19 protein-coding genes, 1 tRNA gene and 1 other RNA gene are annotated in these 24064 nt (G+C 58.3%); 8 read left to right on the top strand and 13 right to left on the bottom strand.

Going from position 1 to position 24064, the window contains the following annotated elements:
- Positions 1-11 precede the first annotated feature (11 nt).
- The gene (locus tag R3E82_07175) at positions 12-734 is read right to left on the bottom strand and encodes an acyltransferase (GenBank protein ID MEZ5550649.1); all 723 of its coding nucleotides are present in this window, start codon (positions 732-734) and stop codon (positions 12-14) included.
- An 82-nt stretch (positions 735-816) separates the two neighbouring features.
- Complete coding sequence (locus R3E82_07170; protein MEZ5550648.1) at positions 817-1653, bottom strand: hypothetical protein; 837 nt, start codon at positions 1651-1653, stop codon at positions 817-819.
- A 200-nt stretch (positions 1654-1853) separates the two neighbouring features.
- Between R3E82_07170 and ffs the strand changes: the two genes are divergently transcribed.
- An RNA gene (gene ffs / locus R3E82_07165) (signal recognition particle sRNA small type) lies at positions 1854-1950 on the top strand.
- Between the two features lie 18 nt (positions 1951-1968).
- Positions 1969-2056 (top strand) — tRNA-Ser (locus R3E82_07160).
- A gap of 45 nt (positions 2057-2101) precedes the next feature.
- On the opposite strand, the gene R3E82_07155 is transcribed toward R3E82_07160, so the two are convergent.
- From R3E82_07155 to R3E82_07140, 4 genes are all read right to left on the bottom strand, one after another.
- The gene (locus R3E82_07155) at positions 2102-3292 is read right to left on the bottom strand and encodes an ISL3 family transposase (GenBank protein MEZ5550647.1); all 1191 of its coding nucleotides are present in this window, start codon (positions 3290-3292) and stop codon (positions 2102-2104) included.
- A gap of 166 nt (positions 3293-3458) precedes the next feature.
- Entirely contained in the window at positions 3459-4001 is a 543-nt protein-coding gene (locus R3E82_07150) for a hypothetical protein (protein MEZ5550646.1), read from the bottom strand.
- Positions 4002-4083: 82 nt separating this feature from the next.
- The gene (locus R3E82_07145) at positions 4084-5583 is read right to left on the bottom strand and encodes an FG-GAP-like repeat-containing protein (protein MEZ5550645.1); all 1500 of its coding nucleotides are present in this window, start codon (positions 5581-5583) and stop codon (positions 4084-4086) included.
- Positions 5580-5930: a hypothetical protein gene (locus tag R3E82_07140; GenBank protein ID MEZ5550644.1), complete on the bottom strand. Its 351-nt coding sequence runs from the start codon at positions 5928-5930 to the stop codon at positions 5580-5582. The genes R3E82_07145 and R3E82_07140 overlap by 4 nt, the downstream gene beginning before the upstream one ends.
- A gap of 471 nt (positions 5931-6401) precedes the next feature.
- Here R3E82_07140 and R3E82_07135 point away from each other — a divergent pair, with 471 nt between their 5' ends.
- From R3E82_07135 to R3E82_07120, 4 genes are all read left to right on the top strand, one after another.
- Entirely contained in the window at positions 6402-7418 is a 1017-nt protein-coding gene (locus R3E82_07135; protein MEZ5550643.1) for a hypothetical protein, read from the top strand.
- A gap of 190 nt (positions 7419-7608) precedes the next feature.
- Positions 7609-9309, top strand: a complete 1701-nt coding sequence (locus R3E82_07130) for a hypothetical protein (protein ID MEZ5550642.1) — start codon at positions 7609-7611, stop codon at positions 9307-9309.
- Between the two features lie 53 nt (positions 9310-9362).
- Positions 9363-9971, top strand: a complete 609-nt coding sequence (locus tag R3E82_07125) for a PEP-CTERM sorting domain-containing protein (GenBank protein MEZ5550641.1) — start codon at positions 9363-9365, stop codon at positions 9969-9971.
- 94 nt (positions 9972-10065) lie between these two features.
- Positions 10066-12168 (top strand): TonB-dependent receptor, encoded by a 2103-nt coding sequence (locus tag R3E82_07120; protein ID MEZ5550640.1) that lies wholly within the window; start codon positions 10066-10068, stop codon positions 12166-12168.
- A 1307-nt stretch (positions 12169-13475) separates the two neighbouring features.
- Here the strand turns inward: R3E82_07120 and R3E82_07115 are convergent.
- Positions 13476-15737 (bottom strand): TonB-dependent receptor, encoded by a 2262-nt coding sequence (locus R3E82_07115; GenBank protein MEZ5550639.1) that lies wholly within the window; start codon positions 15735-15737, stop codon positions 13476-13478.
- Positions 15738-15954: 217 nt separating this feature from the next.
- Here R3E82_07115 and R3E82_07110 point away from each other — a divergent pair, with 217 nt between their 5' ends.
- Both R3E82_07110 and R3E82_07105 read left to right on the top strand, forming a co-directional pair.
- Positions 15955-16896 (top strand): AraC family transcriptional regulator ligand-binding domain-containing protein, encoded by a 942-nt coding sequence (locus R3E82_07110; GenBank protein ID MEZ5550638.1) that lies wholly within the window; start codon positions 15955-15957, stop codon positions 16894-16896.
- 196 nt (positions 16897-17092) lie between these two features.
- Positions 17093-17581: a hypothetical protein gene (locus R3E82_07105; protein ID MEZ5550637.1), complete on the top strand. Its 489-nt coding sequence runs from the start codon at positions 17093-17095 to the stop codon at positions 17579-17581.
- Between the two features lie 136 nt (positions 17582-17717).
- Here R3E82_07105 and R3E82_07100 read toward each other — a convergent pair whose 3' ends face one another.
- From R3E82_07100 to R3E82_07075, 6 genes are all read right to left on the bottom strand, one after another.
- Positions 17718-18038 (bottom strand): hypothetical protein, encoded by a 321-nt coding sequence (locus tag R3E82_07100; protein MEZ5550636.1) that lies wholly within the window; start codon positions 18036-18038, stop codon positions 17718-17720.
- Positions 18039-18106: 68 nt separating this feature from the next.
- Positions 18107-18655, bottom strand: a complete 549-nt coding sequence (locus tag R3E82_07095) for a GNAT family N-acetyltransferase (protein MEZ5550635.1) — start codon at positions 18653-18655, stop codon at positions 18107-18109.
- A gap of 33 nt (positions 18656-18688) precedes the next feature.
- The gene (locus R3E82_07090) at positions 18689-19696 is read right to left on the bottom strand and encodes a hypothetical protein (protein ID MEZ5550634.1); all 1008 of its coding nucleotides are present in this window, start codon (positions 19694-19696) and stop codon (positions 18689-18691) included.
- Positions 19697-19809: 113 nt separating this feature from the next.
- Positions 19810-21249, bottom strand: a complete 1440-nt coding sequence (locus tag R3E82_07085; GenBank protein MEZ5550633.1) for an MFS transporter — start codon at positions 21247-21249, stop codon at positions 19810-19812.
- Positions 21250-21377: 128 nt separating this feature from the next.
- Entirely contained in the window at positions 21378-22781 is a 1404-nt protein-coding gene (locus R3E82_07080) for a M20/M25/M40 family metallo-hydrolase (GenBank protein MEZ5550632.1), read from the bottom strand.
- 96 nt (positions 22782-22877) lie between these two features.
- Positions 22878-24029 (bottom strand): alpha/beta hydrolase, encoded by a 1152-nt coding sequence (locus R3E82_07075; GenBank protein MEZ5550631.1) that lies wholly within the window; start codon positions 24027-24029, stop codon positions 22878-22880.
- Between the last annotated feature and the right edge of the window lie 35 nt (positions 24030-24064).

The following is a 24064-nucleotide window of genomic DNA, read 5'->3' as shown; positions in this document are numbered from 1 at the left end:
GCTCGCCGCACCTAATCATCCCGGGTCGGGCGCAGCACAGACTTCATCCAGCCCCACCAGGTCCTGCTGCCGTGCAGATAACGTTCGAGCTGATCGACCTGGTGATCCAGGGCGAGCTGATCCTCGAGAAGGTCCTGACGGCGACGCAGGGGTATGGAGGCGTCGAGTGGTCGGATGACCCGGGCAGGATTCCCGGCTGCAATCACACCGGCTGGAAGATCTGAGGTGACCACACTGCCCGCGCCAACCACCGTGTCCGCACCGATCCGCACACCCTTGCAGACGATGCAGCTGTCTCCGATCCACACGTTGTTTTCCAGAATGACCGGGCGGGTGGTGCCGATGGGTCGGGTGCGATCGTAGAGGTCGTGCCAGTCTGCATCGGTGATGTACACGGAGGCTGCCAGCATGCTGTTGCTGCCGATCTCAACGCAGGTGGCAGAGTCGATGCGCACCCCGGGACTCAACAGACAGAAATCGCCGATGTCTATGTGTCCCGCATGTTCGGCGAACTGCCAGGTGGTGAGGTTCACGTTGCGATCCGCGGCGTTGATAATGTGCACACTTCTGCCGATGCGGATATTCGCGCCGCTCAGGTTCAGGTGCCACGGCTTCATGATCTGGTGATGGGGACCCAATGCGTCGAGTTGCGGACTCACAAAGTGATCGACGTAGGCACGCTCGATGGCGCGGTGCAGTCGCTTGGCGGCGTAGGGACGGTGATCGTGTCTCAAGATAGGTGGCGCGGGCGAAGGGTAGGGCGAGGGTACCCGATGTCGGGCTCAGGCACGAGCAGCGGGCCTGGTGGTGGAATGCTCAGGCAGCGTTTTCTTTACCCAGTACGGGCTCGTCGCTCCCCTCAACGGGCGCCTCCACTGAGGCTGGCTGGTCGGGCTCCTCGCCGGTCTGCTGACGCAGAGTGGCATTCTCCGTCTCGAGCTGCTGAATGCAGGCCATCATGTCCCGACTGTCTTTGGTGAATTGCTGCAGCAGAGTTTTAAGATCCTCAGCCTGTTCTTCGGCCGCTTCACCGCTGGCGAGCTTCGATTCCAGTTGTGCTCTGGTCTGTTCCAGCTCCTTCTGCAGAAGTTCATTCGTGGCGCGAAGATTTTCCGCCTCCTGAGAAGCATCCGTGCTGTCCCCCGGAGCGACCGCAGGTGGATCGGACAACTGTGGGGATTTCATACCCACTTCCTGATCGAATGCCCCGTAAGCCAGGTGCAGCTGACTGAGCGTGGCGTAGCTGAGCGGGTATTTTTCGATCAGCTCCTCGGCCACCTGGTGAGCGCGCTTTCTCGCCGGCTCCCACTTTGACCGCAGAATCCTGCGAGTAATCGGGTTATCTGACAAACACTCTGACAGATCCGGGGCGAGGTTGTCCGAAGGTTCCAGCTCGTTGGCCAGAATGACCCGCTGCAGGGCTCCGATGTCCGTACTGACGTCCAGAGCTTCGAGGCGATCGCGCAGCCAGACCCGCTCTGCTCCGTCCGTCATTCGCAGTCTGGCCGCCGCGACGGCCTCTGCTGCGGCTTCGAGTCCCTCGAAGAGGGCGCGATAACGCTGATGGAGGGCCCGATTACGCACCAGGAAGGCCACGCTGATGCCCAGCGTGAGCGCGGCAAGCTGAATAACCGCAAAGAGCGGCCAGCTCACGGTTCTGTGCCCGATTTCTGTTTCATGCAGGAAGTATAGAAGGCTCGCCGCGGTTCGCCCGGGAAGCGGCACGGCGACTACCGTTCAAGTGGGATCTCCGCCAGGGCACCTACGCATAAGTATCAACGCCTCAGCGTGTCGTACCGGCGTTGATACTTATGCGGAGGTGCCCTAGCATACGCGCCCTCGATGGTGACCCTTTCCGGTCCCCTCGCGACGAAAAGCTGCGAACTCCGCCAGGCCCGGAAGGGAGCAACGGTAGCAGCCGACTCGGGCGCCGGGGTGTGGCTGGATTGGGTCGCCACCCATTTTCACGGAGAGGTGTCCGAGCGGTCGAAGGAGCACGCCTGGAAAGTGTGTAAGGGGTAACTCTTCGAGGGTTCGAATCCCTCCCTCTCCGCCATTAAAAAACGGCTCTACCCGATTAATGGGGATGGGCCGTTGTTCACTAAACCCGGTTGATGATGCCATCCCAGCCGCAGTGGGTTAAGACCCGCAGCCGGTAGTTCTCAAAGTTTCTGAACCCGTAGGCTCTTCTCGACATCATTTCCATCTTGGTGTGGAAGCCCTCGGTGATGCCGTTGCTGCGCGTGAATCGCCACATGGCGACGATGGGTGCAAGCCATGAGGTGAGTGTTTTTGCGAGCCGGTGGAGCGGACTGACGTGGAGCTGCTCAATCAGCGTAAGGAACTCGGGCAACGTGCTTCTGGCTTTCCTGGCGTTCAGTGCTTTCAGCAGCAGGAGGCGGTTCAGCCGCTGCTTGGCATCGTACAGCGCCTTGAGCACGGGCCATTCTCCGAGATAGCTTCTGAGGTTGTCGCGCTGCTCATCGGACAGATACCACTCGTGCCGACGCATCAGACTCAGTAATCCGCGGTTGCTTCGACCCTCGGGATCCTGTTGTTGCCAGACCTTGAGAAAGTGCTGGTTTACCAGCCGGATTACATGGAAGCGATCGGCGACGATCGTGGCCTGGGGGAAGTACCGGCGGGCAATGCTGCGGTAGGTCTCGGACAGATCCATGACGATGACCTTTACCTGATCCCGGCCCGGTAAACGCCTCAGATAGCGTCTTAAGCTCGGTTCAGAGCGTCCGAGTGCCACGTCGAAGACTTTGTGGTTCTTCAGATCCACAAAGCTTGTTGCATACCCTCGTCGGCGGGTGAAGAAGTGTTCATCGATACCCAATACCCGTGGACAGGGGCGGTTCGACATCTCAGAGCACCGTTGCCGACAATGGCTCTGATACCAGCGCTCGACGGTTGCCGCACTGATGCCGTGGGTGCGCGTGATCTTGCGCTGAGTGACGCCGCCATCATGCGCTTCGAACACCTCGAGCCGAAACGCTTCCGACGCTCTGAAGCGCGGCCGAACGCCCTTGAACCGGTGGCAGAAATAGCGCCCGCACTGTGGGCAGTGGTACTTGGGCGACTTCAGGTGCAAGGTCATCACCTGGTTACCCTGACGCGTGTGCTTGAGGGTTCGTTGACGGGTCGCCTTGATCCTCACCCCCTCGTGCTCGCAATGAATGCACGAGGGGCGTCTGGTAGGCCGGGCATAGACCTTGATGCCCTGGTCCCGATCAACCTTCTCGATCTCAAGGTCAGATATGCCTAATATGACTCCTGCGTGGGACATCGGTGGTATCTCCATTAAACGATCTTCGCAAAATCAGTTTAATGAACACCGGTGTCCCCCATTAACTGATGAAGAGCCTAAAAAACGGGCCTGTTGGCCCGTTTTTTAATGGCGGAGAGGGAGGGTAAAGCAGAGAGCCCTCCGGCTCAGCGGTCCTCCGGAAGAGTCAGAAATTCACCTGTGCCTGCAGCGCCATGGTGCGTGGTGGATCGATGAACTGGAAGTAGTTGTTGCCGAGCAGATTCCCCAGCGGCACATCGTTGTCCCACGCCGTGGTTTTCTTGTCGTTGAGGTTTTTCCCGATCAGAGCAAGCTGATAGCGGCCGTCGAGGGAATCCAGTGAGAGTCGGGCATTGAGTTTGTAGAAGCTGTCCTGAGCCATGAGCGGATCCAGATCGCCGGGAACTTCATACTTATCGCTGAAATTCACGTTTGCCTGAATACCCATTTCCCAGTCCTGCGCAACTGGTACGTAGTACGTCCCAGGATCGTCCTCATCGAACCCGCCTGCCTTGAAGCCCTGTCTGAAGGTGGCGTAAAGCATGGCGTCGGCGGTTGCATCCCACTCCACGGTCACGAAAGGACTCAGCTCGTCTTCGTCCCGGGAAAGGTTGGGGAAAGTGTGAGGATTGCCCAGCGTCATCAGTCGTTGCGGAGTTGGGATTTTCAGATACGGGATGCAGGAGAGTGTGCCTGACGATTCACTCATCGTTACATGCGCACCATAAGACACGCGCATCATAGGTGTGCCTGCGATCAAAACTGCGCACGCCAGCGCCTCGGCCTTGAGTCTACTGTGCTTTCGTGCCATCAGGGGACTCTACGGACTGGTCAGTCTCAGAGTTCCCCGAGTTGGGATTCCTCGTGAGAACGAGCGCGGAGTGTCCGGGGATCCCCGCTAGCCGGTAGTAGCCAAAGGCAAGCACCTCGGGTACATCGCCGCCGTTATCCAGAGCCGCTAGCGTGGGAATGGTACTACCGGATTCCAGTAGCGCGTGGCTCACAAAATACCCGGGTCGAACCTGTTCGAATAGTACGGCACCCGGTGGGTCGTTCGATTCATCGAGCGTCGGGGATTCAAGGAACCAGCTGCCAGCCACCACATCGCTGTCGCCATCGCCGTCGATGTCCGCCACCAGCGGACTCACCGCACCATAGAGTTTGCCGATGTCGTGTGGCTCGAACCTGAACCCAGGCCGCTGTTCCAGCCAGGAAACGCCGTGCCAGGGCTTGAACCGTACTCCGTCGTCCATGGAATCACCATTCGTGAACACAACGTCGAGGTCTGCGTCTCCATCAAGATCGGCAATCGTCAATCCGTTCATGCCCCAGTTCGGATGGGGTGCGCGGTATAGCTCGTTGGTTTCGAAGATGAATTTTCCCTGGTTGAGGAACGCCGCGATGGTCTCGTGTTCCTGGGAAAACGCGGTCACGATGTCAATTCTGCCGTCGCTATTGAGGTCTGCCGGTACTACCCGCACTGCTCCGCTGCGGGAGTCAAGGGTTATAGGGCTAGAGAAGGATCTCCCACCCAGATTCTCTAACATGATGATTGCACCGCTGCGGTTGCCGAATACCGAACTCACCACATCAAGATCCCCGTCGCCGTCGAAGTCCGCAGCTCGGGCATCGCTAACCCTGCCGAGGCGTCGCGCCAGTTGCCGTAGCTGGAACTTCCCGTCCGGGCTGCCGAACGCGGCAGTGATGGTCCCGAGGTTCGCATCCGAGGGAGTTGCCCACCCGATCCCGGCGATGAGCAGATCCGCAAACCCGTCCCGATCCAGATCAACCACCTGTGCGCGTAGAGGTAAGCGGGTCCGCACCAGCACCTCCAGCGGACCCATCGGTGGGCCCGCAAGGATACTGGCTGCACCCATATCTACGACTACAAGTTCGACTCCCGGTGCCGGCAGGATATCGGCAAAGAACACATCGGATACCTGGGAATGATCTGTGACCGAGGGAACCAGGGTCGACCGATACTGCGTCGAAGTGCGGTCGAAATCGGCTTTCCACAATGCCGCCTCCAGCTTCTCTGGCGCGCTGCTCTCATACCAGTGGATGATGGTTTCGAACTCACTAGGGGCTATTGCGTTGACTGTACCAGCCGCCAGTTCGTACATCTTCTGGATGATTTCACGCCATTTGTTTTGTGGCAGCACGTTCGCGGGTGGCAGTGCGTGACACGCACCGCAGCGTGAAGCGACGGACGGCGGTGCCGTATCCGCCACGACAGTACCGGCATGACCAGCGACAAGCGCAACAACGAGAATAAAGGACTGATGGTTCATCGGTCCACATTGACGAAGGATGCGGACCGTTCAACGCTGTCGCGCAGAAAGCGAATGGACAACCGGGGGCCTGCGAACTGAGATCCCAGCGGTGGAGGAAGCTTCGCCAGATCCGCGACGGCGAAACCGTTGATCTCGGTGATGCGATCACCACTTAGCAGTCCCAGGTAACGGAACATGTCGTCGTTCACGCGCAACGCTCCGTCGGATTCAATCTGGAACGAGAAACTTTCCCGCTCGAATGCATCGCGCAGTTCACCGTAGAGGTGATCGAAAGGAACCCCGGTCAGTTCGACTATCTCTGTGGCCTGAGCGGCTGGCGGTTTAAAATTGGCGGGTGTAGCCACGTGCCGATCCCCCCGGATAGCAGTCGCAGGTTCTTGTTGAATGATTGCAGGTGGCTCGATTTCCTTGCGGGAAACAATCTCTGCTACGGTACTACCGGTCTGCCGGTTCAGGATAAACGCGAAAGTTCCCACTGCCAGAGCTGCTAGGACTACTCTAATGACAATTCTATGCACGCAATATGCCTGGCAGGCTACTCGACGAACGCTGCAGGCTAGCATATCCCACCAGCGGTCGACGGTACCTGGGCGAACGCGAACTCTGCCTGTCAGACTTTCATACAGCTTAAATGGCCATTCGGCCTGTTTGCGTCGAAGAATTTTACAACTTGATCAGACTGGCACTCCGGCCTCCTCTTAACCTATTGATTCCAAAGAGCCCCTTATTCTGGCGCGATACTTGCAATTTTTAACGTGACTCACGCGAAATCAGTGGTGTTTCCGTGAGCTAGGGGCATTCCAAGGGGGGAGGCCATGCGTTCGGTGTCAGTTCTAGTTGCGCTGCTTATCGGTGGTTGTTCTGCGGCACCGCAGGAGCGGCCGCAGGAACTGTTATTTTTGGCACAGGACGACGGCGACTTGGAGCTGTTTGTAGCCGAACTGGGTTCAAAGGCTGCCACGCAGCTGACCAGCAATCATCGGGACGAGGCAAGCCCTTCCTGGTCGCCTGATGGCAAGCTCATTGCCTACGCTTCTGCTGAGAGCAACAACTACGATATCTACACCATCGCCCCGGATGGTTCGAATAGACGCCAGATTACCCGCGACAGCGGCAATGAGCTGCAACCCGCATGGTCACCGGATGGCAGAGAACTCGCTTACCTCGGGGTTCGAGAAGGCCGCATGACCCCACTCGTTGTAAACCTTGCGAGCGGTAAGACCAGGGTGCTCGGGCCGGTCACAGGCGAGGCGAACGGGATATATTGGTCACCGGACGGCAAATTCGTCGCGATTCCCGAGCGTGTCGGACACCAGCATAAACGCCTGCTCATTATGCCGGCGGACGGTAGCGGGACCGGTTTCGGAGTGGCAGATGAAGCTGGTATGGAGGTGTTGCGCCTGGCGTGGTCACCAGACAGCACCAGAATTGCCTTCTCCGCCTTCCGTAAGCCATCCGTGGACGTCTATGTTGCAGATGTAACTTCGGGGCTTGTCGCACAGCTCACCGACGATCCCTCCATCGATACGGAGCCAGTCTGGTCACCTGATGGCCTCAAGCTGGCGTTTGTGAGCTCGCGTGACCGGGGAACGGAAAATCAGCTTTACCTGATGAATCCTGACGGCTCCGACCAGGTGCGGGCGTCGCACTCGAAGCATGAGGAGATGGACATGTCCTGGTCTGAGGATGGGCGTTATCTGGCATTTGTGCGGTATCAGGATAGGGTGTTTCGGGCCAAGGTCCGGGATTTGAACAGTAGTGAAGAGTTTGAAGTTTACTCATCGGGTGAAGGCCTGCAGTTTTCTCCACGATTTCGTCCCCAGGTTCATTGAACCTAGGATCGCGGCGCGGTGATCGGTCTATCGGCCTAGTAAAACTGTAAGAAGCGGAGGATACATGGCTAAGTTAATTTTGAGCGCCAAGCAAGACAGAGAATCATGTGATCACGGTGCAATTCGCAATTGGATCGCGGTTGGACTCCTGAGCCTGCTACCTACAGCAGTGTTTGCGTTGGAGTTCAATGTGACCTTGGACGCAGAGTTCGATACGGGCACGCTCAACGGCGTCAATCACGACGCGCCAAACAATGACCAGCTGCAACTCAACACGACAGGGTCTACCTTCCCTGTGTTGTGGGTGGCCAATGCCGGTGAGGATACGGTGTCCCGTATCGACACCGACGCAGACTGTGAGGTGGCGCGATACGAAACCTGGTTCAGCTCTGGTATTCACGGTGCGTGGAATGGTCCGGCGCCTTCGCGAACGGCAGTCGATGGCGAAGGCAATGTCTTTGTCGCCAACCGTCATTTTGACAATCGGCCGGTTTCCGTATTGAAGATACTCTCCGAGGGTGGCATCGATCGCAATGGCAACGGCGTCATCGACACCTCCGCAGATGCGAACGGTGACTGTCAGATCACTCCGGATGAAATGATCCCTCTGGTGGACGGCAATGCCAACGGCATTCTGGAGGACGCAGAACTTGCCGACGAACGAGTAGCCTGGGTGGAGCAGATCCCGAATACTACTGGCCAGCTTGGACGTTCTCTGTGCATCGCCGGCGACGGTAACCTCTGGGCGGGAACGTATAATGGCCATGCCTATTACGAACTCAATCCCGACAACGGTTCGGTTTTGACTGGCCCGATCGCGACACCCGGGCTCAATCCCTATGGTTGCGTGGTGGATGGCGACGGCATTCTCTACAGCGCAGGTCTGAGCAATGTGATGGGTGTTCTGGACACGAACACGAACACCTTTCTGGGGGCTTTGAACGCTGGTTCGTTCTTCTATGGGATCACTGCCGGCAACGGTAAGATCTACGGTGGCAGCAGTAGCAATCTTTCTTACCTGCAGTTCGATCCAAACGTTGGCGTCGGAGAACCGGACGGCAACCCGGCCACGGGTACCTTCTCCACCCCGGCGAGCGTGTCTCTGTATAGTCTGGGGGTCGGTATCGACGGCAACGGCCAGATCACCGTCGGCCAAGGCTCCTCGCTGACCAAGTTTGACAGAGATACCGGCGCCGTGGTCTGGACCACCACCAGCGGCAGCTACGGTGACGTGCGTGGAATCGTAACCGACTCCAACAACAATACCTGGGCCATCAGCCGTGACCGCAACGCGGTTTACAAATTCGACGGTGCTACCGGCAACCTGCTGACAACGGTACCCGTGGGCAACGAGCCATATACCTACAGCGACGCCACCGGCTTCGCGTTCCGCAACACTACTGATCCATTCGGCGTCTTCACGGTGATCATCGACGGTGCCGCTGGTGCGGTGTGGGATTCGGTCAGCTGGAATACCGAGCCTGAAGGCAGCATTCCCACCGGAGCATCCATCGTAGTAGAAGCTCGGGTGGCCGACTCGTTGGCGGGTCTGGGTGGTGCGACTTATGCGCCGGCGACCAACGGTATGACCGGATTGGCCCTCGCTGGCCAGTTCATTCAGATCAGAAGCACTTTGCGTCCCAACTCAGCGGGAGAGAGTCCTGTACTGTCGAATCTGCTGGCGATCACTGTCGAAGAGGGCGAACCTATGGCCTGTGATGCAGACAACAATGGGCAGATCGACCGCAACGATATTGCATTGATTTCAGCAGCCCGTGGTCAATCCGCCCTGCCCGGTGATCCACGCGATCTGGATGGCAACGGCATCATTACCGTCAACGATGCCCGGGGATGTGCTCTGCAGTGCACGAACGCGCGCTGCGCACCTTAAGCAGTAACACGGGCTCCACTATCGGTGGAGCCCCTGAATTGAGGAGAAGTAAGATGAAGATTAGACTGATAGTTGGAGGGTTGCTGTTCGCGCTCAGCATGACTGCGAATGCCGCGATCATTTCCTTTTCCCTGGCGGGGCCCTACACAGTGGACGGGGGTGGCACTCTGTCCGTCGACGTAGTGGTCTCCGAACTCGGTGGGGAAATTGTTTCGGGCTTCGATATCGACATCGAATACGATCCAGGGATTCTCTCTGTCGCCGGCATCACTCAGCACGAGGTGTTGGGCGATTCGTCCCTGTTCGATGCGCTCTATGATCCGGATCCTGATGGACTGTTCTGCCTGAGCCCGGCCAGTGGATGCCTGAGCATTTTTGGTGTCTCGCTGCTGGACGACTTGAGCATTGCAGGCCTGCAGAATGGTGCATCCGTGATCCTGGCAACCCTCGACTTCAATGTCATAGGCATGGGTAGCGATATCGTCACGGATCTGGCCTTCTTCCTGGATGTTTCTCTGGGTAAGGACGTCAAAGGCTTCGGGAATCAGGTCATCGTTCCAGCCACGAGCGTGCCGGAACCCGGCTCCCTGGCGCTGCTTGGCATAGGTCTACTGGCTTTGCTGAGCGGGCGGTTGCGGCCACGCTCGAACGCTGCTGCTTGACTTCACTTGGCTGAAGAGGGTGGCCGCATGCCACCCTTTTAGCCGGGGGTATTCGTTCGCTTACTTTACCTGAATGTGTTGGAGCTTCGTCGTAATGCAGTTGACGACAACATATCTCCGGAAAGTTGCTGGAACTGCTGGCTGCATCGCGAATGTCCTGTTGCTGTCGTGTTGGGCGCACGCCGACGGGGACAGCTTCATCGACGATCAACGGGCATTGGTAGAGACTGTTGTGGTTGTGGCCACGCGCCAACCGTCCGAGCAATTGCGGCTTCCGTACACAACTCATGTGATCCAGCACCAGGCAGCAGTTGAAGCCCAGTACCGCACTCTACCCCAGCTTCTGCGGGACTTTCCGGGGGTGATGGTTCAGGAAACCGCATTTGGTCAAGGCTCGCCTTATGTTCGAGGAATGACCGGCTTCCGTAACCTGATGTTGATCGATGGTATCCGGATAAACAATTCAGCTTTCCGAGATGGACCTAACCAGTACTGGTCGACTGTGGACGCTCTGGGGCTGGATCGGGTCGAAATGGTCAAAGGCCCGACTTCAACCCTGTACGGCAGTGACGCAATTGGCGCCACCGTCAATGCAGTGACCTTGGATCCATTTCTGGCACGAAGTGAAATGCTCATGCGAGTGGCTTCGGCTGAGGAATCGGTGAGCGGGCGGGCGCAATTCGGCACCACGTTGAGTGATCGGTTTGGGCTGGCGGCTGGCATTACGGGTAAGAGCTACGGTGACCTGGAAGGCGGTTCCCAGGTGGGTACTCAGCGTGGGGTTGGTTACGATGAACAAGGTGTGGATATCAAGGCGGCCTGGCTTGCGCCAGGGGGCTGGCGCGTCGATGGATTCACCAGTGAGTTGCGGCAGAATAACGTGCCGCGAACTCACAGTACAATTGCAGGAGTATCTTGGCACGGCACTACAGTTGGTAGCGACTTGCGCCGTGAACTAGACCAGCAGCGAAGTCTCTCTTACCTGAAGCTTACCCATTCGGATCTTGTGGGTATGGTAAAGGTTGCCGAGTTTACCGCTTCTTATGCGCAGACGAAGGAGGTGGAGGATAGAATCCGTGGTTCCGGGCGCTGGGACAAACAGGGCTTCGACCTGGCAACTTCGGGCCTTCTCGCCCAGTTTCGCAGCGATTCACCCATTGGCAGCCTCACTTACGGAATCGATTACTATCACGATTCCGTGGATTCCTATTCCAGCCGCAATCCGGTCCAGGGTCCGGTCGCTGATGACGCCAGCTACCGAACCATAGATCTGTATCTGCAGAACCGCGTATCGTTGAGTACATCCGTGGAGCTGCTGGCGGGCATTCGCCGCACATGGATCGGCACCGATACGGACAGTGTGCTGGATCCCCAGACCGGTGAGGTCCTTGGCATCAACGACTCTTGGTCCTCCACCGTCGGAAGTCTGGGTGTTAACTGGGCAGTGCAACCGGACAGGCTTGCCGTGTTCGCCAATTTGTCTCAGGGATTCCGCGCTCCCAACCTGTCCGACCTCACCCGGTTTGATAGTGCGCGCTCCAATGAGGTAGAGACCCCCGCGCCGGGGCTGGAACCGGAGCATTTCCTGACTGCGGAGGTTGGGATGCGGTTGCGCGGTGAGCAATCGCGACTCGAGATTTCAGTGTTCACTACCGGCATGGATGATCTCATCCAGCGTGTCCCTACAGGAAATCAGCTCGACGGAGAATATGAAATCACCAAAACCAATGCGGGAGATGGGCGTGTTGATGGTGTCGAGATCTCGTGGACTGTCTTTGTCACCCCGACGTTTGAGCTGTTCGGCCAGATGGCATGGCTAGATGGTACCGTCGGTACGTTTCCCACCTCGGAGCCCATACGTGTCGACGAGGCCATTGACCGCATGATGCCACTGAACGGCTCCATTGGACTGCGATGGACACCCGCCGAAAGCCGCTATTGGCTGGAATGTCAGTTCGTTGCGGCGGATGGTCAAAGTGACCTGTCCACACGTGACCAGGAAGACACCAGCAGAATTCCTCCAGGTGGAACACCAGGATATGGTGTGATGCATTTGCGAGGCGGCTATCGAATCAGCGAGACCCTACGCGTATTCGGTGCTTTGGAAAATGTCACCAACAGGGACTATCGCGTGCACGGTTCCGGCACCAACATGCCCGGTCGCAACTTTATTGTTTCACTACAGGCAATACTGTAAGTCAATTTCAGTGTCCACGCCAAAGCTTGATTGTTGCTTTTTCAATCGCGAAGAGCGGTCAAAATACAACGGCCGGACTCCCTATGATCTCTAAATTTCCCTGGGAATAGCTGTTGCAGCCGAATTGAAGCAACCTGGGGTCTGTGCTTGAATTTGAATCCCCCGAGAGTTTCCACCACAGTTACCCAGCTCTTCCTGCTGGCAAGCGTGGTATTTCATTCCGTTGATGCGTTTGCAGTTCGAGATGCTTCGAAAGGGTGACGGTCCCGTTTCACTCGGGCTTCCAGCCGGGGAAATCAATCCAGTTTCGAAGCGCTCAGACGTGCCGGGGTTGATCCTCTGAACACCGCCATAGACGGGATATTGGGCGATGACGTATTCAGAGTGGCAGCATCGCGATCACCTCGATTGCAGAGCTTTCTCGAATACCGAAGGCAGATCCAGGATAACAAACATGTTATCTGTGTAAGTAACGGCGGGCGACCAGTCCGAAAAGAACTCAGCCAGTTCAGGATATCGGTTCTTCAGGTGTAGCAGATTCGCAGCCTCTTTCCGCAATGGAATTGAGAAGTTCTCGACACTGAAGCGGTGTTGCGTGCAATTCGAATCAATTGCCGGTTCACCGTACTTCCGATAGAGGGGCAGCTTCAACGAATGAATCTCCGTTAGCGAGGATTCTGGTTGCGCCATCCGTTCGGACCTGCTTGGCCATTCAACATTGTTGAAGAGGCAGTGAAATTTCCCACATCTGTATGAGATCAGACTTGTCTTCAGAACTTCTTCGCCGGCGATAGAAGACTGAGTGTTTTCTGGTCGGCTGGGAGTCCGGAACTCAGTTCTCAAAAGACAAAGAGAGACCAGATAATCGACGGCTTCGGAAGTCCCGGAGTCATGTGCAAGATCAAGTGCGTTCTATAGTGCTGTGTCCTGTCGCCAGATATCGGCACTATTTCCGACGAGAAACCTGGCAGTTTCCGTCCTTTTGATTGCGGCCGCCGCAATCAAAAGTGTGCGCCGTGATAAACAAAGCTGTTCGGATTTGTTCCCCGCATCACAAGATGTTGAGCCTCTTCGGTTTTTTCATTTTTGCAATTCATTGAATCGGCGTCTGTCCGCCCTGTGTGTGGATAGTGATGTCCGCACCCCGGGCAAGCAGTAAATCCAGTGCTTCGCGACGATCGCCGATGATTGCGCCTCCAACCGGGCATCCGCACCGGCACAAAACACCGGTATTTGATAGCCCGGAGGACCCGGGATTCGTCAGGGCAGGAGGTAGATTGAATCTACCTCAACCGTCCTGAGCTGGCTCAGAAATTCACCTGTGCCTGCAGCGCCAGGGTGCGTGGTGGATCGATGAACTGGAAGTAGTTATTGCCGAGCAGATTCCCCAGCGGTACATCGTTGCCCCACGCCGTGGTTTTCTTGTCGTTGAGGTTTTTCCCGATCAGAGCAAGCTGATAGCGGCCGTCGAGGGAATCCAGTGAGAGTCGGGCATTGAGTTTGTAGAAGCTGTCCTGAGCCATGAGCGGATCCAGATCGCCGGGAACTTCATACTCATCGCTGAAATTCACGTTCGCCTGAATACCCATTTCCCAGTCCTGCGCAACTGGTACGTAGTACGCCGCAAATACGTTGCCGCTGTATTCGGGCGCAAACTGCAGGCTTTCTCCGGTGAGGTCACACACGGCCCCGGCCCCGAAAATGCAGGGTCCTTCCTCATAGCTGTCGTACTCCGCGTCGAGGAAGCCGATGGCTCCGCCGACGGTCAGCCGATCGGTGACCTGCCAGCGCAGATCGAGTTCGAGTCCCTGGGTGACCGCCTTCGCGGCGTTGCCAACGAGAAATGCGGCAGCACCGTCGAATGTGGATACCTGCAGGTTGTCAAATTCGGCACGGAATGCTTCGGCTGTTAAAAAAGCAGCACCATCGGCCAGCGACAGTTTCAGACCGATGGAATAGCTGTCGACGTCCTCGGATTCGAACTCTTCGGAGTCCACCAGACCATTGACATTGTCCTCATCGAACCCGCCTGCCTTGAAGCCCTGGCTGAAGGTGGCGTAAAGCATGGCGTCGGCGGTTGCATCCCACTCCACGGTCACGGAAGGACTCAGCTCGTCTTCGTCCCGGGAAAGGTTGGGGAAAGTGTGAGGATTACCCAGCGCAAGCAGTGGATAGGTGGCGTTGGTGACGGGATCGACCACGGAGGAGCCGAGAGTAGAAAAATACAGCTCCTTGTCGGCGTCCTTTTCGTCCTCCGTGTAGCGCAATCCGCCCATGAGCCGCAGTCGATCGCTCAGATGCCAGGTCCCCTGCGCGAACAGAGCCCAGCTTCGGGTTTCCTGCTCGAATAACTGATTACGGGAACCAGTGCGGGGTATCGCGCCAGGCAGATTTGCATCCAGTGCCGGTACAGCAGCCAGGTTGACGTCCACTCGCTTGTTGGATTCCAGATTCTCGCGGGAGTAATAGGCACCGACAATGTACTCGAACCTGTCGCTGAGTGGCGAGGCCAGTCGTACTTCCTGGGACCAGGTGTCGTAATCCTGCTTTCCGGGAATGGCCAGCAGCGAGAGGTTGGTGAAGTCGACATCGTCATTCTTGTCGAACTCGTAAGCGATGTAGCTGGTTATGCTCGTCAGGGTGTGCTCCCCCAGCGAGTAGTCGAATGTAAGTGTGACGTTCTGCGTCTCGGTATCGTCGAACTCCTCGGTGAAGAATGGCAGAGAACCGGGTCCCGATTTCTTATAGTCGAAATCGGTTTCCGCCCGGGGATCATTAGCCTGGCTCAAGGCGACCAATGTCGGCGTTGCAATGGTGAGCTGATTGGCACGGCCATTCACTTCAAATTCACTGGCTTCGGCCTTCAGGGTAACGGTGAGGTCATCAGTCGGGTCCCAACGCAGCGTGCCGCGGACTACCCACTCGTCACGTTCCGGCTCATCGTCGCCAGTCAGCGAATTTTTCATGTAGCCATCTGAGGCAGCGAACCTGCCGACCACACGGAGGCCGAAGTCATCCGAAAGCGGACCGGAGAGCACTCCCGTGATTTCACGGGTATCGAATTCCGGTTCCCAATACGCAGCCACCGAGTTCTCCCATTCGGTCGTCGGAGCGCGCGTGGTGATGTTTAACGCACCAGCGATGGTGTTCTTACCGAACAGGACTCCCTGTGGACCTTTCAGTACCTCGACGCGTTCCACATCCAGAAAGGGGTTTCGTGCTGAGCGTGAGCGACCGTAGTAGACGCCGTCGATGAAGGTGCCGACGGACTGTTCGAATCCGTAGTTTACGCCGGACCCTACACCGCGGATGAAGATGTTGGTGCTCACCGCTGCTTCGGATATCTGCACGCTGGGAACGTAGTAGGTGAGTTCCTCGAGCGTGGTGATCGCCTGCTGATCGAGCTGCTCCCCGGCCATCACCGAGACCGCCACGGAGACATCCTGCAGGCTTTCCGGGCGTTTGGTGGCGGTGACCACGATTTCTTCGAGCACCGGTGCGGCGATGGCCGGAACGCCCGGAACCGCGCACAGCAGCGCTGCAAAGATGGTGAATGAAAAGTTTCTCATCGCGTATCTCCCCATAATTACCGATTGTCGCCCCGACTACCCCCGGCGGTCAGCAGCCCGACAATTTAGCGTTTCCACGGAGTTGTTTCTTAACCGGTGGAAGCGGATATTTATCTTTTTGCGACATCCTGAGGACGATGCCCTACTCGACCACCAGCAGCTGGCTGTTAACCTTGTTGCGCACCCTGGATGCCCGGGGGCTGATCTTCAGGCGTTCCTGGCCACCGAGGAACTCACGCTGGAGGCGCTGCACTCAGCCAGTCTGCGTATCCCGGTCGAGGTCATGACGCGGCTCTGGCGGCGGGCCAGGGAACTCACCGGCAACCCGGCCATCGGTGTGGCGGTGGCGGAGTTCGTGGGACCGACAACGTTCGGCACGTTGACGATGGCGCTCTATGCCGCCCCCGACCTCGGGACCGCACTGAAGACACTCGCGCGCTACGGGAGTCTGTTTACCGACGGGGCCATCTGGTGGATCAGACGCGAAAAGCAGCATGTGGATCTGTTTGTGCTGACACGGTTCGATACTGCGGATGAAGTCGTTGACGCCGCAGGTGCCACCTACCTGAAGATCCTGAGGGACATATCCACTCAGAAACTCGTTCCGATGCGTGTCCGCCTGGCCAGGGTTGCACCCACAGACAGGACGCCGTGGCAGAACTTCTTCGACTGTCCTTTGCTGTTCAACACCCAGCTGCCCACCGTCATGCGCTTCGGCGCAGAAGGCTTTGATCGACGACTGTTCGGATACAATGCTGAGCTCTTCGAATACGCCATCAACATAATGGACGCCCAGCTCGCCGGTCTGAAGCAGGGACCGATAACCGCTCACGTTCGCGCCCGGATCGTGGTGGGTTTATCGGAACACGCAGCGGGGATCGAAGTGATCGCACAACAATTGGAGATGACTCCGCGATCCCTGCAGCGGAAGCTGAAGATGGAGGGCCGGAGCTTCAGCGATCTGGTCGACAATGTCCGGCGTGAGCTCGCCACCCGCTACCTGCAGCACTCGGTGCTGCCGATCTCCGAGATCAGTCATCTGATCGGCTACAGCAATCAATCCAGTTTCACTCGCGCCTGCGAGCGCTGGTACCAGCAGCGGCCCCTGGATGTGCGCAGATGTGGCCACGTCTGCAGTCCTGAGCTTCGCAAGAGCTGATGCAAACGACTCGAATCGGGTGGGGAATGTACGCAGGTTCTGTGCCTTTTTACCGGCGCAGTGCTGACTCGAATCCGTGCCGGTCGCAGGAGCGGGAGTCGATGAGTCGGCGAAAGCTAGACCGATGGAGAAGTTTCTGCGAGGGTCGAAGCAGCACTCAAACCTCATCGGAAATTTTCGTCATTGCAGGGAGCTGATGAAAGACTTCGATATCGAGCTTCTCTATGCCGAACTCGATCAGAAGCGGGTATTACTGGGACTGACCTGGAAGGGTGTCGCGAAGGAGATCGAGCACCGCTTTGCAAAGGTATCGCCATCGACAATCGCAGGTCTTCGCGGCAGAAAAATCGTCGAGGGAGATGGCGTTCTGCAGATGCTGCTGTGGCTGGAGCGAGCGCCGGAAAGCTTCGTGCCGGGCATCAAGCCTGAACGGAAGCACCAGCTGGTCGAACCGAAGAACGCCGTACTGCGCTTCGATGTGAGGAAAACATACAGGCTTCTCGATGCGAAACGGCTCGAAGAAGCGCTGACCTGGGAAGATCTCGCAGATCAGATTGGCGGATTCTCAGCGGGTGCATTGCAGCGTTTCGGGAGGGGAGGCAGGACGGCTTTTCCGGGGATCGTGCGTATCGCGCGATGGCTCGGCATTGCTGTGAAAGAGCTTACCGGCGAATATCCAGGATGACGGTAATGCGTATCTGGGTCAGCGCAGACAGCGCGAAGCTGGTGCAGGCGTACGAATGAGCCCTTCGAGCTGAGATTCAGGTCTGAGTGGACTGGAGAAATACCGGGTTTCGGGTAGCCCTTCCTGACTGCGGAGGTCAGGCGATCCCGATCTTCACGCTGCCGATGAGCGAGATAGTCCGCATGGGTGGAGTAGATGTCCCGGACCAGCTCATCGGGAAAAACGGTCTGGAAGCGGACGATGCCTCGGGCAGCCGTTGTCTGCGCACCGAAGATGGGATGAAGAACGGGCCTTCGATCTGCTCAGGTGTGAGCAGACACAGATCTTCGTCGACGTCCGGTGAGGCTGTGAGTTGAAGCTCCTCGTTGCGGCACCGGGTCAGGGCCCATCGGGTTGTTTCATTGCGCTGCCACCAGGCAATCGAGCCGAGGCCGAGCAGGGCGGCACCTGCCTGCATCAATCGTCTTCTGCGCAACGCCGCCTGCCTGCAGAGCTTTGCCGCTTGCTGTCGTACTCTCCGGGGCGCTATTGACCATCCTGATCGTTCATTCTCCCGGTCACCCGTTCCGCGCCACCGAGCTGGAGCTGCATATCCTGCACCAGCAGATTCCGGTTCGGCCGGATCGGTACGGGACTGCCGATTGCTTCGAAGCCGGTGGATGTGTAGAGATCTGTTGCTATTCTATTGCCCAGGGTGACGCCAAGTCTGACTGAGCCAGCGCCCTGCGCGCGAGCCCATCTGATGATCTCCATCAGCAGCCGTCGACCGATCCCAAGCCCTCTGAATTCCGGTGCGACCCACATCTGAAACACCTGTGCGGTGACCGGTTGCGACGCCTCGATCTGACCCCAGGCAAGACCGGCGGGTCGGTTCTCACAGTCCGCACGCAGGGGCAGATCCCGGCTCGGTGCCAGATTCTCGAGGCGGGAAATCCAGTACTGATCCGGTCGGTCGATTGCCTCTTCGTAGGTCGACCCGAAGGCATCCGGTGCGTCCTGCAGCGCCTGCAGCCTCAGGGTTCGATAGACCTGCCACTCGGAACTCGCAAAAACGTGGATGCTAGCGTCGCTCATGGAACCCCGTTGCCGAACTGAACAGAGATGCACTCAGGATTTCGCCCGTTGGCACCATTGCCTGGCAACTTCCATGTCTGTTTCAACACCCAGACCCAGTTCGTACATTGTGCACAGTTGCCACATGGCCTCGCGATTACCGCCAGCGGGATGCTCAGCGGCTGCAGTGAAACATTGCAGTGACTCCGGATAGTCCCTGTGAGCGAAGAACGCCTTGCCGTATTCGAACAGTGCCGAGGATGGCAGTTTCAAAAGGGATATGCAGGCATCCATTGCAGGCTGTGCCGGTAGCGGAGCGGACTGTGCCGGGCTTACCATGACATTGAATTCAGGATTGCCGTCCGCGCGGGCAATCATTTTCCCGATATCCGTGGGTCGATAGAGAAACCAGTCGTCGTCCATGGCCAGCCGTGAGTAAAACATGACGAGCAGCACGGCAGAGGACATGTTCTGGCGTCTAAGGATCAGTGATCCCTCCTGAGTCAGTGCGAACACGAAATTCCACCAGCTCGATATCGGGGCACCCAGACCGAGCGTTCCCACGTAGTACATTGCCGAATAAAGCGGATCGAAGTCATCCTGCTGATAACTCCTGAAGCCCTCGTGGGTTGCCGTCGTGGAAATAAACCATCGCTTATCCTGGCAGCGGAAATCGACGCCTGGAATCACCCGGGTTCTCAGTATGGTTTCGCTGCCTTCTGCAACGCCCAGGGATTCGATCTGCAGATCACCGTTTTCCAGTTTCTGTAATCGTATATGCGTCACAGGTTGGCCGACGCTGCTCACACCGAGTACGGAGCTGAGCCGGGGTGCCGGAGTCCTGGGCCCGGAGGACTCCGGATATTCGAAGTGTTCGAGCCAGTGGGTATTCTCAAACGTACCGGTGGGCGGGTCACACTGACGCTGCGCGGCGGCTGCCAGCTCGGGCCAGCCCGACGGGTAGACCTTCTGCTCGGGTGTGATCGTGGTGCAACCACCCAGCAGACAAACCAGCAGGGCAAGTCTCAGGCTGATCTGACTGCGCGGGTTGCTGTGGCTCACTTCGATGATGGTTATCCCCTCATGCCTTTCAGGAGCGGACGGGCATCCATGCCTGTCAACGGGCTGATACAGGCGCACACTCGTCTTCGGCAATCCTGACCCGGGCCCCGCTGTCAGCCCGAGCCGGCGCCACTGCGCAATTTCTCAAGATTGTCCTGATGTTCGCCTTCGCTCAGCTTGTAGAAGGAGATCACCGCGATCATCGACATCCACAGGAACAGGATGGTCGGCACATAGTAGGCACCCAGGCGCCACACGGTTTCGTCGGTGACCTGCTCTACCGTCGCACCTGTCGGAAACTCAGCCAGGGCCAGCACGAAGGAGGCGACCATCAATCCCAGACCCTGGACGCTTTTACGCACGAAGGTGACACTCGAGAAAAATACACCTTCGGATCGCCGGCCGGTTCGGAGCTCAGCCTGTTCAACCAGGTCCGCAGTCATGGAGGAATAGAGGATCTGGAAGCAGATGATAAGCCCAACATCGATGATGCCGGTGATGAGCACGAACCAGAAAATGAATGGGGATCCGTTGTCCGGAAGCACGTCGATCAGACGCAGGAAAACCGGCAGGGGTGCACCCAGAAACGCTATCAGCCCGACTCCCATTGCACCGCGCTTCTTGCCGAAGCGTCGTGTGACGATGGGCGCGAGCACGCCGCCGAGCACCGCAGCCAGGAAGACGCCCATGGTGATCAGTCCGGTCTGCACGGACGTGAACTCCCAGAAGTAGGTATAGAAGTAGAATGCCAGCGCGGCGGCCAGGCCGGTCGCAACAGCACCGAGCAGCGCGCCGACGAACAGAGCGATAAACGACCTGTTGGCCAGGGTTTCGTACAGTTCCCTGAAGATTCTGCCCAGGGTCATTGTGCGCTGCGGCGGTGGGCTCTTGAGGTACGGGATGCGCGAATGCGTACCCGCGGTCGATGCGAGGATCGAGATGAAAATAAGCACCGAGCCGACCACGCCGAGCACCTCATAGCTTGCCGGATTGAAACGGCCATCCGCGATGGATGGTGTCGCGAATGCGGGGAAAATGGCGAAGAACATCATCACCGTCATGGCGTTGCCGCCGGTCCAGCCGAAATAATAGCGATAGCTGAGCAGTGAACTGCGTTCGTGATAATCGCCGGTCAGCTCCGGTGTGAGAGCGGTACTGGGTGTCTCGTAGAGGGTGATAAAGGTCCGTATGCACACGGCAAGCAGCAGCAGATACCAGAACAGCCCCGTCTGTCCCCAAGCTGTGGGTGGATTCCAGAGCAGGAAGTAGGACAGGGGAACCGGCAGCAGCGAGGCGTACATGAACGGATGGCGCCGACCCCAGCGTGAACGGAGATTGTCAGACCAGTAGCCGACCACCGGATCTGACAATGCATCGAAGACCAGCGCGGTCGTGATGGCGATGCCCACCAGGCGCGCGTCCAGCCCTACTACCTGGCTGTAGAAGAGCAGCAGAAAGTAGTCGAAGCCGTTGTTCTTGACCCCGAAGGCTACGGAACCGAAGCCGTATGCGGTTTTCAGCCAGAAGGGAATGGGCGGGGTTGCGGGATTCAATGAGGCGAGTCTCGAAGTGCTGAGAGTGCCCAGTGTAACCGTGGGGTGGCCCGCTTTACGACGCAGGAATCACGAGGGCCAGTCGACCCCGGCCCGAAGCGGTCTCTGCACAGCGAAGGAATCTGTGCTTACCGGGAGGTGGCGATGTCCGCCACGATATCGTAGTGAAAGCGGACGAAGCGCAGCAGTTCACTCTCCAGAATGCGCTCCTGGTCGCTGTGGGCGCCGTAACCCTTGGGGCCATCTTCGATGTCTATCGCCGGTCCGATGCCATAGCACTGAATGCCCCGGGCACGGAGGTACGCCATATCGGTAGCACCGGTGCTCATCGTCGGCAGGGTGGTCGCCTCATAGTGTTTGCGGACGTTCGCTTCGATGACTTTGAAGGCCTCCGTGTCGAGGCTCGAGGTGCCGGCGGGTCGGATATTGCGGGGTGCCCAGTTTACTGCGATAGATGGGTCATTGATCACCCCGCGGACCTGCTCGAGGAATGCTTCCGCGTCTTCGGTGGGTTCGAGGCGTGTGTCGAGGGTGGCCGTAGCATCCGAGGGGATGACGTTCACCCGATAGCCGCCTTCGAAGATGGTCGGAGAGATGGAGGTGCGCAGCATGGAAGCGTGGCGTGGTTCATGGCGGCGGAAATAGTCGTCTGCGGCATTGCGGATTGCGGCATCCGGGTGGAGGACGTCCATGTACCGCTGCGCATCTTCCGGTGAGGAGATAGCGGCCAGACGTTCGAAATAGGTTCTGGTGGTTTCGTTCAGGCGGATGGGAATCCGCCACTGACCGACAGCGCTAACGGCTTCTGCGAGGTGAAGGATGGCATTGTCCATCAGGGGTACGGAGCCGTGGCCAGCGGGTCCTGTGGCGGTGAGTGCGATGGCGCGCGGTATCTTCTCCATGGTCTGAACGGCCGCATAGCCGACCTTGCCGTTCTGTCGGGTGACGCCGCCGCCTTCCGCATAGCAGAACTCGGCTTCGATGGCGTCGAGATGATTGTTCACCATGTACTCGATGCCCACCTGTGTCGCACCTTCTTCCCCGGACTCCGCCAGAAATATCACGTCCCTCTCCAGCGGTATGTTGAGCCGCTTGAGCGTCAGCATGGCCATCAGGGCGGAAACCAGGTTGTCTTTGTCATCCACTGTACCGCGGCCGTAGACGTAGCCTCCGGCACGGGTAGCGCTGAAAGGCGGTACCTGCCACTTGGCCGGATCCACATTGACCGTATCCGTATGCGCCATGATCAGAATCGGCAGCTTGCTGCCGTCGCCCTTCAGCCGCGCCACCACATTGGGTCGATGCGCTTCCAGGGCAAAGGTCTGTACCGGGATGCCGTCTGCTTCGAGTGCACGAACGAGATACTCGGCTGCATCAATCTCACGTCCCGGCGGATCGGTGGTATCGAAGCGCACCAGGGCGAGAAAGTGTTCCAGAGCTTCTGCTTCGATCGCGGCCCAGTCAGGCTGAGGTGCGGCTACTGCGGAACCGGTAAACAGGCTGACAGCAAGCACGAGGGTTATTTTTTTCATGGCGGGAAGCATAACGTCCGCCCCGGGCGGGCGCCAAGGGTCGTCGCTGGCTTGCTGTTTCATCCGGACCTCTGGCGGTCCCCGCAGACGGCTGAATCAGGGAGTGGGTCGCCATCGTCTGGCTGCCCGGGTCGCGCGGCGCTGCAGCAGTCGGGTGACGCTTTTTCGCAGTCGGATCCAGAGGCTCAGAAAGAGTCTGCGTCTGCGAGTGGCCGGAGTTTCTGCCATGTGAAGTTCCAGAAATTCCACCGCCTCCTGCACCACGCGACGCGCACTGCCCATGAACTCCATCTGCATGAAGCCGTGCGGCATGGTGGCTTCTTCGATGTAGTGATGGGGTATCTGGGCCGTCGCCAGTGCGTCGCGGAGTCGCCGGTTCTGTACCAGCAGCGAATCCTGAGTGCCGACCACGACGAAGCAGGGCGGCAGTCTGTCCGCCCAGGAGATCGGGCTGACCCGCGGGTCGGCGAGCTGTTCGGGCGTATCACCCTGCAGATAGGCCCGGTGAATGAAGCGGTTGGCGCTTGAACTGCCCATGTCGCTCATGTCGAACACGCCATAGATCAGCAGTGCCGCAGAGAGTTTTGGCGCGGTGAGGCGACCCGCCAGCAACCCGGCGGTGGCACAGGCCAGGTTCGCCCCGGCTGAATCTCCGCCAATTGCGATCCTGGCGGGATCCCCGCCGAAACGGACCGCATGTTCAGTCGCCCAGTACACGGCCTGCACGCAATCCTCCAACCCGGCCGGGAACGGGTGCTCGGGCGCCAGTCGATAGTCGACGCTGAGTACCAGGAAGCCTTTCTCGGCGAATCGGGCCGTCAGTTTCCTGTGACTGGCGGGACTGCCGGCGACCCAGGCGCCCCCATGGAGATAAATCAGCACCGGAAAGGGTCCCGGTCCATCGGGCACCAGCAGATCGATTGTTGCCGTCGTGTCCGGACCGATTTCAATACCCGACACCAGGCGGCCGAACTTCGGCAGACGGACATTAAGCAGGCTGGTGACGCTGTCAAACAGCGCCCGCAGGCCGCCGACACTTGCGCCACTGCGGAATTCCCCCGCCAGACCGGCTTCGGTACTCAGGATCGAGTCCTCCACCGGTGCCAGACGCTGCGCCAGGTGGTTACGGACGTTCAGCGCTCGCTGTCGCAGGCCGCGGACGCGGGTGGTTGCCGCTGCTTCGTCCGCCGTTTTTTCTGGTGCCGTCATGCCATGGCCTCTGCGCACCAGCGGCAGAATTGCCCTCATGGTGCATCGCAGCAAATAATAGCAGGAAATTGGTG

The sequence above is a fragment of the Pseudomonadales bacterium genome (assembly GCA_041395945.1).
Taxonomy (GTDB): domain Bacteria; phylum Pseudomonadota; class Gammaproteobacteria; order Pseudomonadales; family Azotimanducaceae; genus SZUA-309.
Note: the sequence above shows the minus strand (reverse complement) of the source record. Positions and strands in the feature narration are given on the sequence as shown.